The organism is Sphingomonas sp. SphC10 (assembly GCF_057004845.1).
On record NZ_CM168044.1, the window covers coordinates 2201447 to 2220373 of the forward strand.

Genomic DNA, 18927 nt, shown 5'->3' on the forward strand with positions numbered 1-18927 from the left:
ATTACAGCGCCTCCAGCTTGAACGACGACGCCGACGACCCGCCGGTCAGCTGCGGATTCTGCGCGCCCTCGGCGCGGGCGATATAGCCCTTCGACTTCTCGACCTCGTTGCCCAGCGTCGTGACCGTCGTCTTCATCGAATCGAGCGCCTTCAGCTTGAAGCTGTCGATCGCATCCATCGTGTCATAGATATTCTGGAAGGCGCGTTGCAGCGTCTCCAGCGGAATGGTCGAGGCCGCCGCCTGCTCGTGAATCTGCGCGGTCTGGCTGCGCAGCAACTTTCCGGTCGAATCGATGATGTTGGCGGTGGTGGTGTTGAGCGCGGTGATCTGGTCGAGCACCAGCTTCTGATTGGCCAGCGCCTGCGCCACGGTGACGGCGGTACGCAGCGCCGAGACGGTGGTGGTCGAGGCGCGGTCGACGCCCTTCACCAGCTCGACATTGTTCTTCTTGACCAGATCGAGCGCCAGATAGCCCTGCACCGTGACCGCCATCTGGGTCAGCAGGTCCTGGGTCCGCTGACGGGTATAGAACAGCGCGGTCTCACGGATCGCCTTGGCCTTGGCGGGATCGGTATGATCCAGCTCGTTGGCCGTATCTTCCAGCTTGGCGTCCATCGTCTTGGACAGATGGATCATCTGCTCCAGCCGCCCCATCGCCGACCACAGATTCGCGCGCTCGGTATCGATGGCGGCATTGTCCATCAGCAGTTCGTCGCGGCCCGAGGAAAGGCTCTTCAGGATCGCCGCGATATGCGTCTGCGACGAGCGATAGCCGTCGAAATAGTCGCGCATCTTGTTCCCGAAGGGCAGGATGCCGAGCAGCTTGCGCGGGGCGGAGAGATTGCCCTGGCGACCGGGATCGAGGCTTTCGACGACGCGGCGCAGCTCGGTCAGGTCCTTGCCCACACCCGTCTCGCCATCCATCGCCTTGACCGGGCGATCGAGGAAGCGGTTGGACTGGCTGGCCGCCTCGCGAATTTCCTTCTGCCCCATCGCCGTGATCGCATCGACGCGGCGGCCGAATTCGGGGCTGTTCACGTCCTGCGCGATCAGCTCGGCGACGAAGCCGTCGACCTTCTGCTCCAGCTGGGTGCGCGTCTTGTCGTCGACGGGCACCAGTCCGGCGGCCTGGGCGGGCGCCACCGTCGGCACGGGATCGGGCGGCGTCAGCGTCAGCCCCTTTTCCTGGGTCACGGTATCGGCGGTCGTGGCCATTCTCAAACTCTCCAAATACGCATGCATAGTGTGGAGGGGATGGTCGCCGGGTTCAAGTGTATTATCGGGGTAATACTATCAGGCCATTATCGGTCATTCCTCCCCTACAAGGGGAGGAATAGATTGGAAATTGATCGCCCTTCGCGCGCAACCGAAGCCAAAGGGGTTCGTTACCCCGGCTCGGCCTTGCCTCCCCGGACGGTTCGATCATCCCCAAAGCCCGTAGCTCAGCGCTTTTGCATGATGAGTCATAGGGTTGCGCGGTCGTGATTGCCACCGAACGAGATGCCGGGCCGAACGCAGCATAGAGAGACACCCACCTGGCCCCTATCGGTCGTTCGACCGGCGGGGGTCCGTTTTCGACGCGATACCCGTCCCCGTTTAGCCTGAGCGAAATCGAAGGCCACTGGTTCCGCGCGAGTGATGCACCGGGTTGCTTTGGCTACCGGTTCCGCTTGGCCTTCGACTTCGCTCAGGCTGAACGGAGATGGGATGCAATCTCAGCGATTTACAGCCTCCGCCCGCTCAGGCGTCGAACAGTCCGTCCTGCGATCCGACCGGCGGGTTCAGCCCCAGATGCTTCCACCCGCCCGGATTGAGGATACGCCCCCGCGCGGTGCGGGCGAGCAGGCCGAGCTGGATCAGGAACGGCTCGATCACCTCCTCGATCGTGTCGCGCGGCTCGGACAGGCCGGCGGCGAGTGTCTCGACGCCGACAGGCCCGCCGCGATAGACGTCGGCGATCATCGTTAGATAACGACGGTCCATCGCGTCGAGGCCCAGTGCGTCGACCTCCAATCGGTTGAGCGCCTGGTCGGCGGCGGCGGCGTGGACGATCTCATGCCCCGCCACGCTGGCGAAGTCGCGCACCCGGCGCAGCAGCCGCCCGGCGATACGCGGCGTCCCGCGCGAGCGGCGCGCGACCTCGACCGCGCCGTCCTCGGCGATGGGCAGGTCGAGCAGCCGCGCGGCGCGGGTGACGACGCGGGTCAGTTCCTCAACCGTGTAGAATTGCAGGCGGACCGGAATACCGAAACGATCACGCAAGGGCGTGGTCAGCAATCCCTGGCGCGTCGTCGCACCGACCAGCGTGAAGCGCGGCAGGTCGATCCGCACCGAACGCGCCGACGGTCCCTCGCCGATCATCAGGTCGAGGACCCGGTCCTCCATCGCGGGATACAGGACCTCCTCGACCGCCGGTTGCAGGCGGTGGATTTCGTCGATGAACAGGACGTCGCCGTCCTCCAAATTGGTCAGCAGCGCGGCCAAGTCGCCCGACTTGGCGATCACCGGGCCGGAGGTCGCGCGGAAACCCACGCCCATCTCACGCGCGATGATCTGCGCCAGTGTCGTCTTGCCCAGACCCGGCGGGCCGAAGAACAGCACATGGTCCAGCGCATCGCCGCGCCCCCGCGCCGCCTGGATGAAGACGCGTAAATTGTCGCGCGCCGCCTGCTGCCCGACGAATTCGTCCAGGCTTTTGGGACGTAGCGCGGCGTCGACATCCTCGGGACGGCGGCTGGCGGATAACAGGCGGTCTTGGTCGGTCACGAGGTCAGCCCTAGCGGCTGGGGGGCATGGCTGTCGAGAAGCTCCGCGAACATTGCACGAACATAGCAGGCTATGCGCGGCCGGGACAATCACCCGTGCGGTGGCTTAACCCCGGATAGCGGACTCACGGACGGAAACGCGCTACATCAGGGTCATGCCGCACGATCTCTTTTTGGCTACCGCCGTTTCGCCCGCCCTGGAGCTGCTGCTCGCCGAACGCTTCACGCTGCACCGCGATGCGCCGCCGCCGACCACCAGAGCGATCGTCGGCGGTGGGCAGATGACGGTCGACGCCGCCCTGCTGGACCGGCTGCCGGAACTGGAAATCATCGCGATCCACGGCGTCGGCCATGACGGGATCGATCATGACGCGGTCGCGGCGCGTGGTATCCGCATCGCGATCACCGCCGACATATTGACCGAGGATGTCGCCGATCAGGCAATCGCCTTGTGGCTGGCCGTCGACCGGCGGATCGCGGCGAACGACCGGGCGATGCGGATGGGCAACTGGACCGTGCCGCTGGGTCGGCGCGCCAGCGGACGGCGGATCGGGATTTTCGGCTTGGGCCGGATCGGACAGGCGATTGCCAAGAGGGCGGAGCCGTTCGGTGGCGAGATCCTCTACACCGCGCGGTCGGAGAAGCCGGTGGCCTGGCGCTTCATGCCCGATCTGGCGACGCTGGCGGCGGAAAGCGACGTGCTGTTCCTCGCTGCGCCGGGCGGGGACGAGACCCGGCGGGTGGTCGAGGCCGGTGTGCTGGATCGGCTGGGGGCGGACGGCGTGCTGGTCAATGTCGCGCGCGGCAGCCTGGTCGATGAGGATGCGCTGATCGCGGCATTGGAGTCGCATCGTATCGCGGGGGCGGGGCTGGACGTGTTCGCCGACGAACCCGACGTGCCCTATGCGCTGCGCCGGATGAACCATGTCGTCCTCGCCCCGCATCAGGGGAGCGCGACGCGGGAGGGGCGTGCGGCGATGGCGGCAATGGTGGTGGAGAACCTGGAGGCGCATTTTGCGGGGCGTGAGGTGCCGGGGCTGTTGGCGTGATGGCTTCCCTTGGCCTTTGCCTTCGACTTCGCTCAGGCTGAACGGGGTTTGGGGGTGGGTCGGATTTACAACAACCGTTCAGGCTGAGCGAAATCGAAGGCCACGGGACACCCCCCGCCCCGCGCTACTTCGCCGCCTTGCGCAAGGCCAACCGCACCAGCGCATCCAGCGACGCCCCCGCCCCCAACTCCTCTTCCGCCGCCGCCACGGCCGCATTGGCCTCGGCGGGCCGGAAGCCCAGGTTGAGCAGCGCCGACACCGCATCCGCGCCAGCCCCGGCCGACGCGGCCACCCCGCCGCCCGAACCGGGCGCGAGCACGATGCCGCCGACCTTGTCCTTCAATTCCATCACGATCCGCTGGGCGAGCTTCGGCCCCACGCCGTTTGCCCGCGCAACCATCGCCTTGTCGCCGCTGGCGATCGCCCGCATCAGGTCGGCGGGCTCCAGCGCGGACAGGATCGCCAGCGCCACGCGCGAACCCACCCCCTGCACGCCCGTCAGCAACCGGAACCAGTCACGCTCATCCGCGCTGGCGAACCCGACCAACCGAATCGAGTCCTCGGACACCAGCATCTCGGTATGCAGCATCGCCGCCTCGCCCACCGGCCCGATGGACGACAGGGTGCGCGCCGAAGCGCCGACCAGATAGCCGACCCCGCCGACATCGATCACCGCATGGTCGATGCCGGTGGAGTCCAAACGTCCCTTGAGATGCGCAATCATGCCCCTTCGTTAGAAGAACTCTCCGTCGTCGTCATCCCGTCTTGCGCGCCACCCGCGCCGGAAGGCCCTGCATTGGGCAGATAGGTCCAGGCGCGACCGGGCAGATTGTCACGGCAGACCGGCGCCTGCTGGAACAGGCTGCGATAGGTGGCGAGGTCTCCGATACCCGTGGCTACGGCCCATAGCCCGATCTGCGAGTCCAGGCGCGACAGGCCAGCCGCGTAGAGCCGATCGAAAATCGCCGAGCAAAATTGATCGGCAGCGCGAACCGTGTCGTCCGCCTGGGATTTGGCGGGCGGCGCATTCTTGTCGCTTTCGAACGTCCCTTCGGCCTGTTGCACATCCTCGTCCTTGATGAGGATGAGTTGCTTGGACAGCGCCAGGAACCACTCCTGCTCGCTCAGATACTGGCGCACATTCTTGCCGACGCCCAATCGGAAATTCAGAACCTGACTGGGACTGACGCGCTCAGCCAGTTGATCGACCGCATATTTATATTGATCGCTCTGGAAACCCGGACGGCCATGCAATTTCTTGAAGTCCGTCCGATAGATCAACGCTTTCAGATTGTCAGGGGCGGGTATTGTTTCACTTCTCGCGCCACCCTTCTGGCAGGCGTTCATCACGTCGAAGACCGACACGCGCGGGCAGGTCATGCTGATCCGAAACACCATCCGGCGGTTGCTGCCAGTCTGATTCTCCGAAAACGTCGCTATTCCCCAGCGTGAAGCACGAATTTTTTCGGGGAGATACACGATGACGGCGATCGACGCGCCAGGATACCATTCGCTCATCAACCGCCCGGCCGAGACGGTCTCGGTAATCGATGTGGAAAGCAGGCGGGAAAGGGCGACGTCATAGGCCGACGACACGCGCTGCACCTGTTCGCGATTGATGGCGGTCAACAGCGAACCTCCCGGCGCGGCGATCGCAAGCGAATCGCGAAGCGTCGACAGGACGATTCCGGTCGGCTGGATGTCCACCTCGTCGGCGATGCGCCCCGTGGCCTCGATCGTGACGCTGGAATTAGCGGACAAGCGGACATCGGGAAGCGCCATATCCGACCCGGTCAGCGTGGTGACGAAAGCCTCGCCCTGACGACCGCGCCCGTTATAATCGACCGCGACCAACGGCACGTTGAACTCGATATCGGGGTCGCGCATCCGGATGCGTACCGACATGACCACCCCGCGCGACCGTCCCATGAAGAAGCGACTGAACGCGCTGTGCCGCTCTCGCTTATAATCGCGAACATACCCGCCATCGTCGACCAGTTCGACAACCCAGCGGCCGTAAAGGTCGTTGAGGTGGTAGAAGCTCCTGTTATCGACCTTCGCCTGCCAGCATTCATGAACCCCGATCACTTCGCTCAGCCGGCGACCGTCCGGAATTTGGTCAAGCCCTTGACCTCCCTTGTCGCCGCCGCTGCAATTGAAGGGCCGGTCGTCGTCACCATCGTCTTGCTCGGTCTGTACAGCGGTTCCCGAGGTCCCGGATATGATCACCGCTTCGGCAGGCATGGGCATCGTGACGAACGCAAGAATCGCGGATGTGGTGAATAGGCGGCGCTTCATGGCTTGGCTCCCCGTCGAACAGACAAACGCAACGCCACGACAGGCCCGCCCCCTTAGGAGCGAGCGTCATCGATGATGCCGTGAGAAGATCGTCAGCGTAAGCGGGGCGCAGGCATATCCGGTCCGTTTCGGACCCACTCGCAGATCAGACCCCGCCGCTACGCCGCTGCATCGCCCGCGCGCTCGCCAGATGGTGCGCGTGGGTGATCGCTACCGCCAGCGCGTCCGCCGCATCCGGGCCGGTCAGCTTCACGCCGGGCAGCAAATGTCCGACCATGGCCTGGACCTGTTTCTTGTCCGCGCCGCCGGTGCCGACGGTCGCCTTCTTGACGATGCTGGGATGATATTCGCCGACGATCAGCCCGGCCTGCGCCGCCGACAGCAGGACGATACCACGCGCTTGGCCCAGCTTCAGCGTGGACTGCGCATTGCTGTTGCCCAGCACCTCTTCCACCGCCGCGCCGTCGGGCTGTTGCTGGCGGATCACGTCGTAGAGCGCGGCGTGCAGGTTCGCGAGGCGCCGGGGGAGCGGCATCGACGGCTCGGTCTTGATCTGGCCGTTGGCGACGTGGCGCAGCCGGTTGCCCTCCACCGCGATCACCCCCCAGCCGGTGGTGCCGAGGCCTGGGTCGAGCCCGAGGATGATGGCGGGGGGTGGGGTCATTTGGGGCTTTCCGGAGGGGTCAGTGTACGCCGTCTTTGCCCCTCCGCCACCGGGCTTCGCCCGGCGGTCCCCCTCCCCAAGCCAATCTTGGGGAGGATTTGGGATCAGGCCAGCTTTTCCATCACTTCGTCGGAGACTTCGTAATTGCCCCAGACGGTCTGGACGTCGTCGTCGTCGTCCAGCGTGTCGATCAGCTTGAACAATGTCGCCGCCGCCGCTTCGTCGACCGAAACCATGGTCTGCGGACGCCAGGCGAGCTTGGCGCCTTCGGCCTCGCCCAGCACCGGCTCCAGCGCCTTGGCGACTTCGTGCAGATCGCCCTGCGCGGTCCAGATCTCGTGGCCGTCCTCGGACGAGGTCACGTCCTCGGCACCGGCTTCCAGCGCGGCCTCGAACACCTTCTCGGCGTCACCAGCGCTGGCGGGATAGTTGATCAGGCCCATCCGGTCGAAGCCGTGGCTGACCGAGCCGCCAGCGCCCAGATTGCCGCCATTCTTCGACACCGCGGTGCGCACGTTCGTCGCGGTGCGGTTGCGATTGTCGGTCAGCGCCTCGATGATCAGGCTGACGCCGCCGGGGCCGAAGCCCTCATAGCGGACCTCTTCGTAATTCTCCCCGTCGCCGCGCGAGGCCTTGTCGATCGCGCGCGCGATATTGTCCTTGGGCATCGAGGCCGCCTTGGCCGCGTTGACGGCGGCGCGCAGACGCGGGTTCATGTCCGGGTCGGGCGTGCCCATCTTCGCCGCCACGGTGATTTCGCGGGAAAGCTTGGAAAATGCTGCCGAGCGCTTCTTATCCTGCGCGCCCTTGCGGTGCATGATGTTCTTGAATTTGCTGTGGCCTGCCATCGGTGCCTCTTGAGATGATCGGGCTCTTTACGACTGCCCAAGGGCCTTTGCCAACCCGTCGATCTTCGCCTCCAGCGTATCGAGCCGTTCGGTGACGGCGTTGTCCAGCTTGTGGTGCAGCCGCAATATGTCGATCTCGGCCCGCAAATTGGTGCGATAGTCGAGGCTGGCGGCCAGCCGGTCCTTCGCCGATTGCCGGTTCTGACTCATCATGATGACCGGCGCCTGGATCGCCGCCAGCGTCGAGAGCATCAGGTTCAGGAAGATATACGGGTACGGATCGAACGCCATGCCGAAATGGCTGAGCACGTCCGAGTTGAGCAGCATCCACCCCAGCAGGATCACCGAGAAGGCGATGATGAAGCCCCAGCTTCCCCCGACCGCCGCCACCCGGTCCGCCAGCTTCTCGCCCCAGGTCGAGGTTTCGTCCGCGACATCGGCGGCATCGCGTGCGCTGAGCTGGCCCGACTCGATGTCGGCGATGACCTGAGCTTCCTCCTCGTCCAGTTCGTGCGCAGGCTTGCCCAGCGTGCGGCGGGCGATTTCGGCAGCGGTCGACAGGGCCATGGGCTTGGCGCTCCTCGTAAGGAATCAAATGCCTTGCTCCTTGGGGCGTTGATCGGCCAAACGCCAGTCATGACGGTACGCGTGGATATGGGAACCGATGAGCGCGGCTCGTCGGTGCCGATCGATCTTGAGGAACTGCTGGCGACCCGCCTGCTGGTGCAGGGCAATTCGGGGTCGGGAAAGTCGCATCTGCTGCGCCGCCTGCTGGAAAAGTCGGCGGGTCAGGTGCAACAGGTGGTCATCGATCCCGAGGGTGATTTCGTCACCCTGTCCAAGGCTTATGGCCATGTCGTGATCGAGGCGGGCGACTATGCCGAGCGCGAGGTCGGGCGCTTCGCCTCGCGGATTCGCGAACACCGCGCCTCGGTGGTCCTCAGTCTGGAAGGGCTGGAGATCGAAGGCCAGATGCGCTGCGCCGCGACCTTCCTGAACGCCCTGTTCGATGCGCCGCGTGAGCATTGGTATCCCGCACTCGTCGTCGTCGACGAGGCGCAGCTCTTTGCCCCCACCACCGGCGGCGAAGTGACCGAGGAGGTTCGTCGCGCATCCCTGTCCGCCATGACCAACCTGATGTGTCGCGGGCGTAAGCGCGGGCTGGCGGGAGTGATCGCGACCCAGCGACTCGCCAAGCTCGCCAAGAACGTCGCGGCGGAGGCGTCCAACTTCCTGATGGGCCGCACCTTCCTCGACATCGACATGGCGCGCGCCGCCGATCTGCTCGGCATGGAGCGGCGGCAGGCCGACTCGATCCGCGATCTGGCGCGCGGCACCTTCCTGGCGCTCGGCCCCGCCGTTTCGCGGCGACCGATCACGGTGAAGATCGGCGCGGTCGAGACCTCGGCCCGTTCGGGCAGTCCCAAGCTGACCCCCCTGCCCGACGCGCCGCCGCCCGACTTGCAGGAACTGCTCTTCGCCCCGGTCGAGGAGGCGCCGACCCTGCCGATGACCTTCGACCCGCGCCCGCGCCGGGTGCCCGCCGAGGAGCTGATGGCCGATCTCGGCCGCCCGCCGCTGCCGACCACCGCCGCGCCGCCCGCGCCCGAGATGGACGAGGTCGAGGTCGAGGCGATCTACGAACAAGTGCTGCGCGCCATCGTCGAGGACCCCGAATCGACCTTCCGCCCCGCCTCTGTCCTGTTCCAGGATTTCCAGGTGCGCTGCCGCATGGCAGGGCTGGCCCGGCCGCCGCTCGACCTGAACGGCTTTGCCCGTCGTCTGTCCTGCGCGCGGGCGGGGATTTTCGACGTCAACGATCCCGACTGGCAGGAGGCGCTGGCGCTGGCCGCGATGCTGCCCGACGACATGCTGGGGGCGTTCCTGCTGGTCGCGCGCGCGGCGCGGGAGGGCCTGCCCTGCCCGCCGGATACCAAGATCGCCGAGACCTATGGCACCAGTTCGCTAGGCCGGGTGAAGCGGCTGATCGCCTATATCGAGAGCCGGGATTTGTTCGTGTGCCGGACGGATTTGACGGGCAAGCGGTCGATCACGATTCCCCGGTTGGGGTGGACGACCCAGGCGGCGGAGATGGGGTGAGGGTTTCCCTTGGCCTTCGACGTCGCTCAGGCGGAACGGAAGTTAAGGCTGAATATTTTGCCAGGCCAACCTCCCACGCTCCGTTCAGCCTGAGCGAAGTCGAAGGCTACGCCCCACCGCCCGCCACAAACAAAAAGGGCGACGGAGCCACCAGCCCCGCCGCCCTTCGCATATCCAAACCCGAAACCGGGATCAGATCATGCCCAGCGCCTTCATATACACTTCGAGGATGGCTTCCTCTTCCTGATATTCTTCGCGCTTCTTCTTGCGGATCGCCATGATCTTCTTGATCGCCTTCGGATCATAGCCGCGCGCCTTGGCTTCGGCGAAGACATCCTTGATGTCGTCCGAAATGCCCTTCTTTTCTTCTTCCAGCCGCTCGGCCCGCTCGATCAGCAGGCGCAGTTCGTCGGCCGTCACATTGCCGCTGCTGTCGAAATTCTCGTCCGCCATGGTCTTCTAACCTTCTTGAAATCCTGTCCGCTCCCAGGAATCCGCCGCCACGACACGGGCCCCGCCCATGGGCAAGGTCGGTCCGGCGCGGATGTCGGGATCGGGGGCGGTCTAGGCGCTTCCGCGCCGTCGCTCAAGCGGGGGTTAACGGTTCTTCTTCACACTCTCGGCCATGCGTGCCAGCTGCTCCGGCGTCGCCTCGGCCTGATGCTCGGCCTTCCACTGGTCATAGGGCATGCCGTAGATCGCGGCCCGCGCGGTCGCCTTGTCCACCCCGGCGGCCTCGCCCACCCAGTCGGACAGGCAGTTGCGGCAAAAGCCCGCCAGCCCCATCAGGTCGACATTCTGCGCATCGGTACGGTGGCGCAAATGCATCACCAGCCGACGAAACGCCGCCGCAGCCGCCGCGTCATCGATTGCATTCAACGCATCCAGCGTATCGCTCATATTCGTCGCTCCTAGGTTGATCGTAACGCATTAGGCTTTAGGACACTGGCCGCAAAGAAGCAGGATGTGAACATGACCAAGGCCCTCCCACCTCGTTCGCGCAAAGTCCGCGTCCTCGCCACGCTCGGCCCGGCCAGCAGCGATCCCGAGACGATCGCCACCCTGTTTCAGGCTGGCGCCGACGCCTTCCGAATCAATATGAGCCATGGCGATCAGCAGTCGAAGATCCCCCTGATCCAGGCGATCCGTGGCCTGGAGGAGCGGTTCGGCCGCCCGACCACCATCCTGGCCGATCTTCAGGGCCCGAAGCTGCGCGTCGGCAAGTTCGCCGAGGGCAAGGTCATGCTGGAGACCGGCAGCACCTTCATCCTCGATCGCGATCCGACGCCGGGCGACGCGACCCGTGTCGAGCTGCCGCACAAGGAAATCTTCGCCGCGATCGAGCCGGGTGCGCGCCTGCTGCTCGACGACGGCAAGCTGGTGCTGCGCGTCGCCTTCCATGACGCGGACAAGATCACCACGCTGGTCGAGGTCGGCGGTGCGCTGTCGAACAACAAGGGGCTGAACGTCCCCGACGTCGTGCTGCCCATGGCCGCGCTGACCGAGAAGGATCGTTCGGACCTGGCCTTTGCGGTCGAGCAGGGCGTGGACTGGATCGCCTTGTCCTTCGTGCAGCGCCCCGAGGACCTGATGGAGGCGCGCGGCCTGATCAAGGGACGCGCCGCGCTCCTCGCCAAGATCGAGAAGCCGCAGGCGATCGACCGCCTGGAGGAGATTGTCGAGCAGTGCGACGGCGTGATGGTCGCGCGCGGCGACCTGGGCGTCGAACTGCCGCCCCAGGCCGTCCCGCCGCTCCAGAAGCGCATCGTCGAGGTGTCGCGCCGCATGGGCCGCCCGGTGGTCGTGGCGACGCAGATGCTCGAATCGATGATCCAGAGCCCCTCGCCCACCCGCGCCGAAGTGTCGGACGTGGCGACCGCCATCTATGACGGCGCCGACGCGATCATGCTGTCGGCCGAGTCGGCGGCAGGGTCCTGGCCGGTCGAGTCGGTCGCGATGATGAACGCGATCGGCGTGTCGGTGGAAAACGACCCCGGCCATGGCGACCGCGTCCACTTCACCGCGATGACCCCCGATCCGACCACCGCCGACGCACTGGCCGAGGCGGCGGCCCGGATCACCGACACCGTGTCGGCCAAGGCGATCATCTGCTTCACCACCAGCGGCTCGACCGCGCGCCGCATCGCGCGCGAGCGTCCCTCGGTGCCGCTGCTGGTGCTGACGCCGCAGCTGGAGACGGCCCGTCGTCTGGGCCTGCTCTGGGGCGCCCACGCAGTCCACACCCGCGACGTCGAATCCTTCGAGGAAATGGTCGCCAAGTCCAAGCGCATGGCGCTGCGCCACGGCATCGCCGAGGCGGGCAACCAGGTCGTGCTGATGGCGGGCGTCCCGTTCCGCACGCCGGGGTCGACCAACGTGCTGCACGTCACCCGCATCATGGGCGACGAACTGGCCAATTACGGGGACCGCAGCGAGGCGTAAGCGTCTCGTCCAGAACAGGAGGGGCGGCGGCGCGAAAGCGTTGGCCGCCTTTTTTGTGTGCTGCGCCGATGCCATGAACTTTCAGTAGGCGAGATCATGATCCCCCATCTCGATAGCCGCCCCGACCTTGCCACCCCCCGCCTGTCACTGCGGCGTCCGGCCGAGCGTGATGGGGAGGCGATCGTTTCCATCGTCGGGGACTGGGACGTCGCACGCCGTCTAGCCCGCGTGCCGCACCCTTATGGGCCGGATGATGTGCGCTTCTTTCTGGAGCGGGTCGTGCCCGCCGAATGGGTATGGGCGATCACGCTGCGGGGCGAGGACCGGCTGATCGGCGCGGTCGGCGTGACCCCGGAGGAGGAGACGGCGGAGCTGGGCTATTGGCTGTCCCCGGCCCATTGGGGGCGGGGAATAGCGACCGAAGCAGCGCGGGTGGTCGTGGATTTTGGATTCGAGCATGTTGGGCTTGCTCGCCTGACCTCCGGCTATTTCGAGGACAATCCCGCGTCGGGCCGGGTGCTTGCCAAGCTCGGTTTTGTCGAGGCCGGTCGCGTCATGCGCCCCTGCGTCGCCGTCGGCGGCGAAGTTCCGTCCGTGCGGATGAGCCTGAAGCCCTTTTCCTCCCCTGCAAGGGGAGGTGGCAGGCCGAAGGCCTGACGGAGGGGTGTCGCGCTATCGATAGCGCGACACCCCTCCACCATGCTGCGCATGGTCCCCCTCCCCTTGCAGGGGAGGAATTCGAAAGGCCCATGACAAAAGGGGCGAGCACCTCGCGATGCCCGCCCCCTTCGTTCGGCCGGCGACAGCCGATCAGATGTGGATCGGCTTGCCCTGTACCGCCATGGCGGCTTCCTTGAGCGCCTCGGCATGGGTCGGGTGGGCGTGGCAGGTATAGGCGATGTCTTCCGACGTCGCGCCGAACTCCATCGCCTGCGCGGCCTGGGCGATCATCGTGCCCGCGAGCGACGAGATGATCCACACGCCCAGCACGCGGTCGGTCTTGGCGTCGGCGATGACCTTCACAAAGCCGTCGGTGTCGCGGTTGGTCTTGGCGCGGCTGTTCGCCATGAACGGGAACTTGCCGACCTTGACCTCGCCACGCTCCTTGGCGGCTTCTTCCGACAGGCCGACACCGGCGATCTCGGGCATGGTGTAGACGACGCTGGGGATGACGTCGTGGTTCACGATGCCGGTCTGGCCCGCGATATTCTCGGCCACCGCGACGCCTTCGTCCTCGGCCTTGTGCGCGAGCATCAGGCCCGGTGCCACGTCGCCGATCGCCCAGACGCCGTCGACATTGGTCGCGAAGTCATGGTCGATCTCGACCTGGCCACGGCCGTTCAGCTTCACGCCGGCGGCTTCCAGGTTCAGCCCGTCGGTGTTGGGCTTGCGGCCGATCGCGACCAGCACGGCGTCGGCCGACAGCGTTTCCGCCGCACCGCCAGCCGCCGGTTCGACCGACACGGTCGCGCGGTCGCCCTCGACGGTGACGCCGGTCACCTTGGTCGAGGTCTTCAGCTCCATGCCCTGCTTCTTGAACAGCTTGGCCGATTCCTTGCGGACCTCGCCATCGAAGCCGGGCAGGATTTGGTCGAGATATTCGACCACCGTGACCTTGGCCCCCAGACGACGCCAGACCGAGCCCAGCTCCAGCCCGATCACGCCGCCGCCGATGACGACCAGATGTTCCGGCACCTTGGGCAGCGCCAGCGCGCCGGTCGAGTCGACCACGACCTTCTGGTCGATTGCGACGCCCGGCAACGGGGTGACGACCGAGCCGGTCGCGATCACGATGTCGCGCGCGGTGACGGTCTGGTCGCCGACCTTGACCGTGCTCGAATCCTGGAACGCGGCCTTGCCCTTCAGCCAGGTGACCTTGTTCTTCTTAAACAGATATTCGATGCCGCCGGTCAGCTCGCCGACCGCCTTGGCCTTTTCGGCGTGCATCTGGTCGAGGTTGAGCTTGGCGCCCTCGATCTCGACACCGAACTTGGCGAGGGCACCGTGCGATGCTTCCTCGAACAGCTCGGACGCGTGGAGCAGCGCCTTGGACGGGATGCAGCCGACATTGAGGCAGGTGCCGCCCAGCGTCTCGCGCGCTTCGGCGCATGCGGTCTTCAGGCCCAGCTGCGCCGCGCGGATAGCCGCGACATAGCCGCCGGGGCCGGCGCCGATCACCAGGACGTCATAGTCATACTCAGCCATTTGTCTCTCCCGTTCCCCGGCTCTCGGGGTCCAGCCTGCGGGCGCACCCGCCTGTCACAGCAAGGACGGACCCTCGACCGTTCGAGGGCCCGTATAGATCACAAAGCGATCAGAGGTCGATCAGGATGCGGGTCGGATCCTGGATCGCGTTCTTCAGCGCGACGAGGAAGGTCACTGCCTCGCGACCGTCGATGATGCGGTGGTCATAGGACAGCGCCAGGTACATCATCGGGCGGATGACGATCTGGCCGTCGACGACGACCGGACGCTCCTCGATACGGTGGAGGCCCAGCACCGCCGACTGGGGCGGGTTGATGATCGGGGTCGACATCAGCGAGCCGAACACGCCGCCGTTCGAGATGGTGAAGGTACCGCCCTTCATCTCGTCCATCTTGAGCGTGCCGTCCTTGGCGCGCTTGCCGAAGTCGCCGATCGTCTTCTCGATGCCCGCGACCGTCAGGTCCTGCGCATCGCGGATGACCGGCACGACCAGGCCGTTCGGGGCCGAGACGGCGACCGAGATGTCGGCATAATCGTGATAGACGATCTCATCGCCCTCGATCGAAGCGTTGACCGACGGAATGTCCTTCAGCGCCATGGTCGCGGCCTTCACGAAGAAGCCCATGAAGCCCAGGCGGACGCCGTGCTTCTTTTCGAACAGGTCCTTATACTTGGCACGCGCCTCGATCACGGCGGTCATGTCGACGTCGTTGAACGTCGTCAGCATCGCGGCGGTGTTCTGCGCTTCCTTCAGGCGCTTGGCGATCGTCTGACGCAGGCGCGTCATCTTCACGCGCTCTTCCTTGCGCGCCGAACCGGCGGGGACAGCGGCCGGAGCAGCGGCGGCCGGAGCCGGTGCGCTCGACTTGTTGGCGGCGGCGGCGGCGACATCTTCCTTGGTAATGCGGCCGTCCTTACCGGTGCCCTTGATCGTCGCGGGGTCGAGGCCGTGCTCGAGCACCGCACGACGCACCGACGGCGACAGCGCGGCGGGCGAGTCGCTCGACTCGTCAGCGGCGGCCGGGGCTGCGGCAGGAGCCGGAGCAGCCGCCGGGGCTGCGGTCACGGCGGGGGTCGTCGCTTCGGTCTTGGCCGGGGCCGAGCCACCGGCTTCGACGGTCGCCAGCAGCGCGCCGACCTGCACCGTGTCGCCGACCTTCACGGCATGCTCGCCCATGACACCCGCCACCGGCGAGGGCACTTCGACCGAGACCTTGTCGGTCTCCAGGCTCGCGATCGGCTCGTCGACCGCCACCGCGTCACCCGGCTGCTTCAGCCATTCGCCCAGCGTCGCCTCGGAGATCGATTCGCCCAGTACCGGGACCAGAACTTCAGTCGCCATTTCCATTTCCTCCGCCCGGTCCATCGACCGGGGCTCTTACGCGGGCGGGCAAAACGCCCGCGCCAGATTTCATCCCTCCCCGGCTCGGTCACGAACCGGGGAACTCGGTAAGTCAGTCCACAGCCGCCGTGGTCGGCTTGGCGGTGGTGTTGCTGCCCTCGGCGCGCGTCCGGCGGATTTCCTCGCGGACATTATGGCCCAGCGCATCGGCGACCAGCGCGCCCTGCTCGGCGGTGTGGCGCTTCATCAGGCCGGTGGCGGGCGAAGCCGCCGCCGCACGACCCGCATAACGCGCCCGCTTCACGCTCGCACCGGCAGCCGCCAGCGACTCCTCGATCAGCGGCTCGACGAAGAACCAGTAACCGTTGTTCTTCGGCTCTTCCTGCGCCCAGACCACGTCCTGCAGGTTCGGCATGCGCGCGATCCGCTTGGCGAGCGCGTCGCTCGGGAACGGATAGAGCTGCTCGACGCGCACGATCTGGGTCGTGGTGTCGCCTGCTGCGTCGCGTGCCTCGATCAGGTCATAGGCGACCTTGCCGGTGCACAGGACCAGCCGCGTCGTGGCCTCGTCGGCGGCACCATTAGTGTCCGACAGCAGGCGACGGAAGTGGCTCTCGCCCTGGAAGTCCTCGGCCTTCGACACCGCCAGCTTGTGACGCAGCAGCGACTTGGGCGTCATCACGATCAGGGGCTTGCGGAAATTGCGGTGCATCTGGCGGCGCAACAGGTGGAAATAGTTGGCCGGGGTGGTGCAGTTCGCAACCTGGATATTATCGTTGGCGCAGGACTGGAGGAAGCGCTCGGGACGGGCCGACGAGTGCTCCGGACCCTGCCCTTCATAGCCGTGCGGCAGCAGCATCACCAGGCCGTTGGCACGCAGCCACTTGGACTCGCCCGACGTGATGAACTGGTCGATCATGATCTGCGCGCCGTTGACGAAGTCGCCGAACTGCGCCTCCCACATGACCAGCGTCTTCGGGTCGGCCAGTGCATAGCCATACTCGAAGCCGAGCACGCCATATTCGGACAGCGGGCTGTCCAGCACTTCGAAGCTGCCATGCTCGACGGTCTTCAGCGGCACATACTTATGCTCGTCGGTCTGGTCGACCCAGACCGCGTGACGCTGCGAGAAGGTGCCGCGACCCGAATCCTGGCCCGACAGGCGGACGCCGTAACCTTCCGACAGCAGCGAACCGAAGGCCAAGGCCTCGCCGGTCGCCCAGTCGAAATTCTCGCCGGTGGCGAACATCTGGCGCTTGGCGTCGAGCACGCGGTTCAGCGTCTTGTGGACCAGAAGCCCCTCGGGGATCGTGGTCAGCGTGCGGCCGATCGCGTCGAACAGCTTCTTGTCGAGACCGGTCTCCACGTTGCGGCGACCCTGATCGGTCTCCTTCGGCGCCGACAGGCCCGACCAGCGACCGGCGAACCAGTCGGCCTTGTTGGGCTTGTAGCTCTGGCCCGCCTCGAACTCGCCTTCGCAGCGCGTGGTGTACTGCTTGATGTTCTCGTCGACCCAGGCCTGATCGACCACACCCTCGGCGACAAGACGCTTCGCATAGGTCTCGGCGACACCGGGGTGCGAGCGAATCTTGTTGTACATCAGCGGCTGGGTGAAGCCCGGCTCGTCACCTTCGTTGTGACCGAAGCGGCGATAGCACCACATGTCGATCACGATGTCGCGGTGGAACTTCTGGCGGAACTCGATCGCCATCTTGGTGGCGAAGGTCACCGCCTCGGGATCGTCGCCATTGACGTGGAAGACCGGCGCCTGGACGCCCTTGGCCACGTCCGACGGATAGGGCGAGGAGCGCGCGAACTGCGGCGAGGTGGTGAAGCCCACCTGGTTGTTGATGATGAAGTGGACGCAGCCGCCGGTGTTGTAGCCACGGATGCCGGAGAAGCCGAGGCACTCCCAGACGATGCCCTGGCCCGCAAAGGCGGCGTCGCCGTGGATGAGCACCGGCACCGACGCCGAGTGATCGGTCAGGTCGTCGGCGATCGTCTGGATCGCGCGGGTCTTGCCCAGCACGACCGGGTTCACCGCCTCGAGGTGCGAGGGATTGGCGACCAGCGACATATGGACCTTGTGGCCGTCGAACTCGCGGTCGGTCGAGGTGCCGAGGTGATACTTCACGTCGCCCGAACCGCCAATATCATCGGGGTTGGCCGAACCACCGGCGAATTCGTGGAAGATCACGCGCAGCGGCTTGGCCATCACATTGGCCAGCACGTTCAGGCGGCCGCGATGCGCCATGCCGAACACGATCTCGCGCACGCCCATCTGGCCACCATATTTGATGACCGACTCGAGCGCGGGGATCATCGACTCGCCGCCGTCCAGGCCGAAGCGCTTGGTGCCGACATATTTCTTGCCGAGGAACTTTTCCCATTGCTCGGCCTCGATGACCTTGTTCAGGATCGCCCTCTTGCCATCGACAGTGAAGTCGATCGCCTTATCCTGACCTTCCATCCGGTCTTGGAGGAAGCGGCGCTCCTCCACATCCGCGATGTGCATATATTCAAGGCCGATATTGCCGCAGTAATTCTTGCGCAGCGTGTCGACCAGCTCGCGAACGGTCGCCCATTCGAAGCCCATCGTGCCGCCGAGGTAAACCTTGCGATCGATATCGGCGTCGGTGAAGCCGTGATATTCGGTCTTCAGATCTTCCGGCAACTCGCGCAGGCCTGACAGGCCCAGCGGGTCGAGGTTCGCCGCAAGGTGGCCGCGCACGCGATAGGTGCGGATCAGCAGCTGGGCGCGGATCGCGTCGCCCGCCGCCTTGACGATGTCGGCGGTCGAGGGGGCCGCTGTGGCGGCTGCCGGAGCGGGCTTGCCACCCTTGGCAGGCTTGGGGGCCGGTTCCATCTGGGTCGGGTCGAGACCCGCCGTCAGATCGTCGGTCGAGGTCAGCGGCCAGCGCTTGTTCTGCCAGCTCGGGGCGCCCACGCCCTGCTCCAGACCCTCGAAGAAGGTCCGCCAGCCCGCATCGACCGACGACTGGTCGGCCTGATACTTGGCGTAGAGCGTTTCGATGAAGGCGGGGCTGACGCCCGCCGCGATGTCGCTGAATTCCTGGCCTTCGTAGCCCATGAGACGCTTCCTCGACCGCCCGTCTTCTTCATGATCGCCACCCCGGCACATCCGCCTGGGGTCCGCAGCCGCGAGCGGCCCGCCTGCCGCCACGGACCCCGGCGGTTGTGCCGGGGTGACGC

16 protein-coding genes are annotated in these 18927 nt (G+C 66.0%); 4 read left to right on the forward strand and 12 right to left on the reverse strand.

Annotation, left to right across the window (positions count from 1 at the left end):
• Position 1: 1 nt before the first annotated feature.
• On the reverse strand, positions 2–1216 hold the full coding sequence (locus ACWKSV_RS10025; RefSeq protein ID WP_076717361.1) for a toxic anion resistance protein: 1215 nt from the start codon (positions 1214–1216) through the stop codon (positions 2–4).
• 525 nt (positions 1217–1741) lie between these two features.
• Entirely contained in the window at positions 1742–2767 is a 1026-nt protein-coding gene (ruvB, locus tag ACWKSV_RS10030) for a Holliday junction branch migration DNA helicase RuvB (protein ID WP_056437034.1), read from the reverse strand.
• A gap of 154 nt (positions 2768–2921) precedes the next feature.
• On the opposite strand from ruvB, the gene ACWKSV_RS10035 reads away from it, so the two are divergent.
• On the forward strand, positions 2922–3815 hold the full coding sequence (locus ACWKSV_RS10035) for a 2-hydroxyacid dehydrogenase (protein ID WP_076717363.1): 894 nt from the start codon (positions 2922–2924) through the stop codon (positions 3813–3815).
• Positions 3816–3939: 124 nt separating this feature from the next.
• Here ACWKSV_RS10035 and ruvA read toward each other — a convergent pair whose 3' ends face one another.
• From ruvA to ACWKSV_RS10060, 5 genes are all read right to left on the reverse strand, one after another.
• Positions 3940–4539: a Holliday junction branch migration protein RuvA gene (gene ruvA, locus ACWKSV_RS10040; protein ID WP_056437027.1), complete on the reverse strand. Its 600-nt coding sequence runs from the start codon at positions 4537–4539 to the stop codon at positions 3940–3942.
• Entirely contained in the window at positions 4536–6113 is a 1578-nt protein-coding gene (locus tag ACWKSV_RS10045; protein WP_076717364.1) for a hypothetical protein, read from the reverse strand. The genes ruvA and ACWKSV_RS10045 overlap by 4 nt, the downstream gene beginning before the upstream one ends.
• 145 nt (positions 6114–6258) lie before the next feature.
• Entirely contained in the window at positions 6259–6777 is a 519-nt protein-coding gene (gene ruvC / locus ACWKSV_RS10050) for a crossover junction endodeoxyribonuclease RuvC (RefSeq protein WP_056437021.1), read from the reverse strand.
• A gap of 104 nt (positions 6778–6881) precedes the next feature.
• Entirely contained in the window at positions 6882–7625 is a 744-nt protein-coding gene (locus ACWKSV_RS10055) for a YebC/PmpR family DNA-binding transcriptional regulator (protein WP_056437018.1), read from the reverse strand.
• A 27-nt stretch (positions 7626–7652) separates the two neighbouring features.
• Complete coding sequence (locus ACWKSV_RS10060; RefSeq protein ID WP_056437015.1) at positions 7653–8192, reverse strand: DUF1003 domain-containing protein; 540 nt, start codon at positions 8190–8192, stop codon at positions 7653–7655.
• 69 nt (positions 8193–8261) lie between these two features.
• Between ACWKSV_RS10060 and ACWKSV_RS10065 the strand changes: the two genes are divergently transcribed.
• Entirely contained in the window at positions 8262–9725 is a 1464-nt protein-coding gene (locus ACWKSV_RS10065; RefSeq protein WP_076717366.1) for a helicase HerA domain-containing protein, read from the forward strand.
• A 192-nt stretch (positions 9726–9917) separates the two neighbouring features.
• On the opposite strand, the gene ACWKSV_RS10070 is transcribed toward ACWKSV_RS10065, so the two are convergent.
• Complete coding sequence (locus ACWKSV_RS10070; protein WP_037570224.1) at positions 9918–10178, reverse strand: DUF2312 domain-containing protein; 261 nt, start codon at positions 10176–10178, stop codon at positions 9918–9920.
• 144 nt (positions 10179–10322) lie between these two features.
• Positions 10323–10625 carry a DUF1244 domain-containing protein gene (locus ACWKSV_RS10075; protein WP_056437009.1) on the reverse strand — a complete coding sequence of 101 codons (303 nt, stop codon included), beginning with the start codon at positions 10623–10625 and terminating at the stop codon, positions 10323–10325.
• A 72-nt stretch (positions 10626–10697) separates the two neighbouring features.
• Here ACWKSV_RS10075 and pyk point away from each other — a divergent pair, with 72 nt between their 5' ends.
• Positions 10698–12167 carry a pyruvate kinase gene (pyk, locus tag ACWKSV_RS10080; RefSeq protein ID WP_076717368.1) on the forward strand — a complete coding sequence of 490 codons (1470 nt, stop codon included), beginning with the start codon at positions 10698–10700 and terminating at the stop codon, positions 12165–12167.
• A 96-nt stretch (positions 12168–12263) separates the two neighbouring features.
• The gene (locus tag ACWKSV_RS10085) at positions 12264–12824 is read left to right on the forward strand and encodes a GNAT family N-acetyltransferase (RefSeq protein WP_076717370.1); all 561 of its coding nucleotides are present in this window, start codon (positions 12264–12266) and stop codon (positions 12822–12824) included.
• Between the two features lie 153 nt (positions 12825–12977).
• Here ACWKSV_RS10085 and lpdA read toward each other — a convergent pair whose 3' ends face one another.
• From lpdA to ACWKSV_RS10100, 3 genes are all read right to left on the reverse strand, one after another.
• Positions 12978–14372 carry a dihydrolipoyl dehydrogenase gene (lpdA, locus tag ACWKSV_RS10090; protein ID WP_076717372.1) on the reverse strand — a complete coding sequence of 465 codons (1395 nt, stop codon included), beginning with the start codon at positions 14370–14372 and terminating at the stop codon, positions 12978–12980.
• 109 nt (positions 14373–14481) lie between these two features.
• The gene (odhB, locus tag ACWKSV_RS10095) at positions 14482–15714 is read right to left on the reverse strand and encodes a 2-oxoglutarate dehydrogenase complex dihydrolipoyllysine-residue succinyltransferase (protein WP_076718382.1); all 1233 of its coding nucleotides are present in this window, start codon (positions 15712–15714) and stop codon (positions 14482–14484) included.
• A 112-nt stretch (positions 15715–15826) separates the two neighbouring features.
• Positions 15827–18805 (reverse strand): 2-oxoglutarate dehydrogenase E1 component, encoded by a 2979-nt coding sequence (locus ACWKSV_RS10100; protein WP_076717373.1) that lies wholly within the window; start codon positions 18803–18805, stop codon positions 15827–15829.
• Between the last annotated feature and the right edge of the window lie 122 nt (positions 18806–18927).

Excerpts from the sequence above, each read along its gene's own strand:
- ruvC (WP_056437021.1), bottom strand. The coding sequence starts at position 6,777 with ATGACCCCACCCCCCGCCATCATCCTCGGGCTCGACCCAGGCCTCGGC.
- ACWKSV_RS10070 (WP_037570224.1), bottom strand. The coding sequence starts at position 10,178 with ATGGCGGACGAGAATTTCGACAGCAGCGGCAATGTGACGGCCGACGAA.
- ACWKSV_RS10035 (WP_076717363.1), top strand. The coding sequence starts at position 2,922 with ATGCCGCACGATCTCTTTTTGGCTACCGCCGTTTCGCCCGCCCTGGAG.
- ACWKSV_RS10025 (WP_076717361.1), bottom strand. The coding sequence starts at position 1,216 with ATGGCCACGACCGCCGATACCGTGACCCAGGAAAAGGGGCTGACGCTG.
- ACWKSV_RS10055 (WP_056437018.1), bottom strand. The coding sequence starts at position 7,625 with ATGGCAGGCCACAGCAAATTCAAGAACATCATGCACCGCAAGGGCGCG.
- ruvA (WP_056437027.1), bottom strand. The coding sequence starts at position 4,539 with ATGATTGCGCATCTCAAGGGACGTTTGGACTCCACCGGCATCGACCAT.
- ACWKSV_RS10075 (WP_056437009.1), bottom strand. The coding sequence starts at position 10,625 with ATGAGCGATACGCTGGATGCGTTGAATGCAATCGATGACGCGGCGGCT.
- lpdA (WP_076717372.1), bottom strand. The coding sequence starts at position 14,372 with ATGGCTGAGTATGACTATGACGTCCTGGTGATCGGCGCCGGCCCCGGC.
- pyk (WP_076717368.1), top strand. The coding sequence starts at position 10,698 with ATGACCAAGGCCCTCCCACCTCGTTCGCGCAAAGTCCGCGTCCTCGCC.
- ACWKSV_RS10065 (WP_076717366.1), top strand. The coding sequence starts at position 8,262 with ATGACGGTACGCGTGGATATGGGAACCGATGAGCGCGGCTCGTCGGTG.
- ACWKSV_RS10085 (WP_076717370.1), top strand. The coding sequence starts at position 12,264 with ATGATCCCCCATCTCGATAGCCGCCCCGACCTTGCCACCCCCCGCCTG.
- ACWKSV_RS10060 (WP_056437015.1), bottom strand. The coding sequence starts at position 8,192 with ATGGCCCTGTCGACCGCTGCCGAAATCGCCCGCCGCACGCTGGGCAAG.
- odhB (WP_076718382.1), bottom strand. The coding sequence starts at position 15,714 with ATGGCGACTGAAGTTCTGGTCCCGGTACTGGGCGAATCGATCTCCGAG.
- ACWKSV_RS10045 (WP_076717364.1), bottom strand. The coding sequence starts at position 6,113 with ATGAAGCGCCGCCTATTCACCACATCCGCGATTCTTGCGTTCGTCACG.
- ACWKSV_RS10100 (WP_076717373.1), bottom strand. The coding sequence starts at position 18,805 with ATGGGCTACGAAGGCCAGGAATTCAGCGACATCGCGGCGGGCGTCAGC.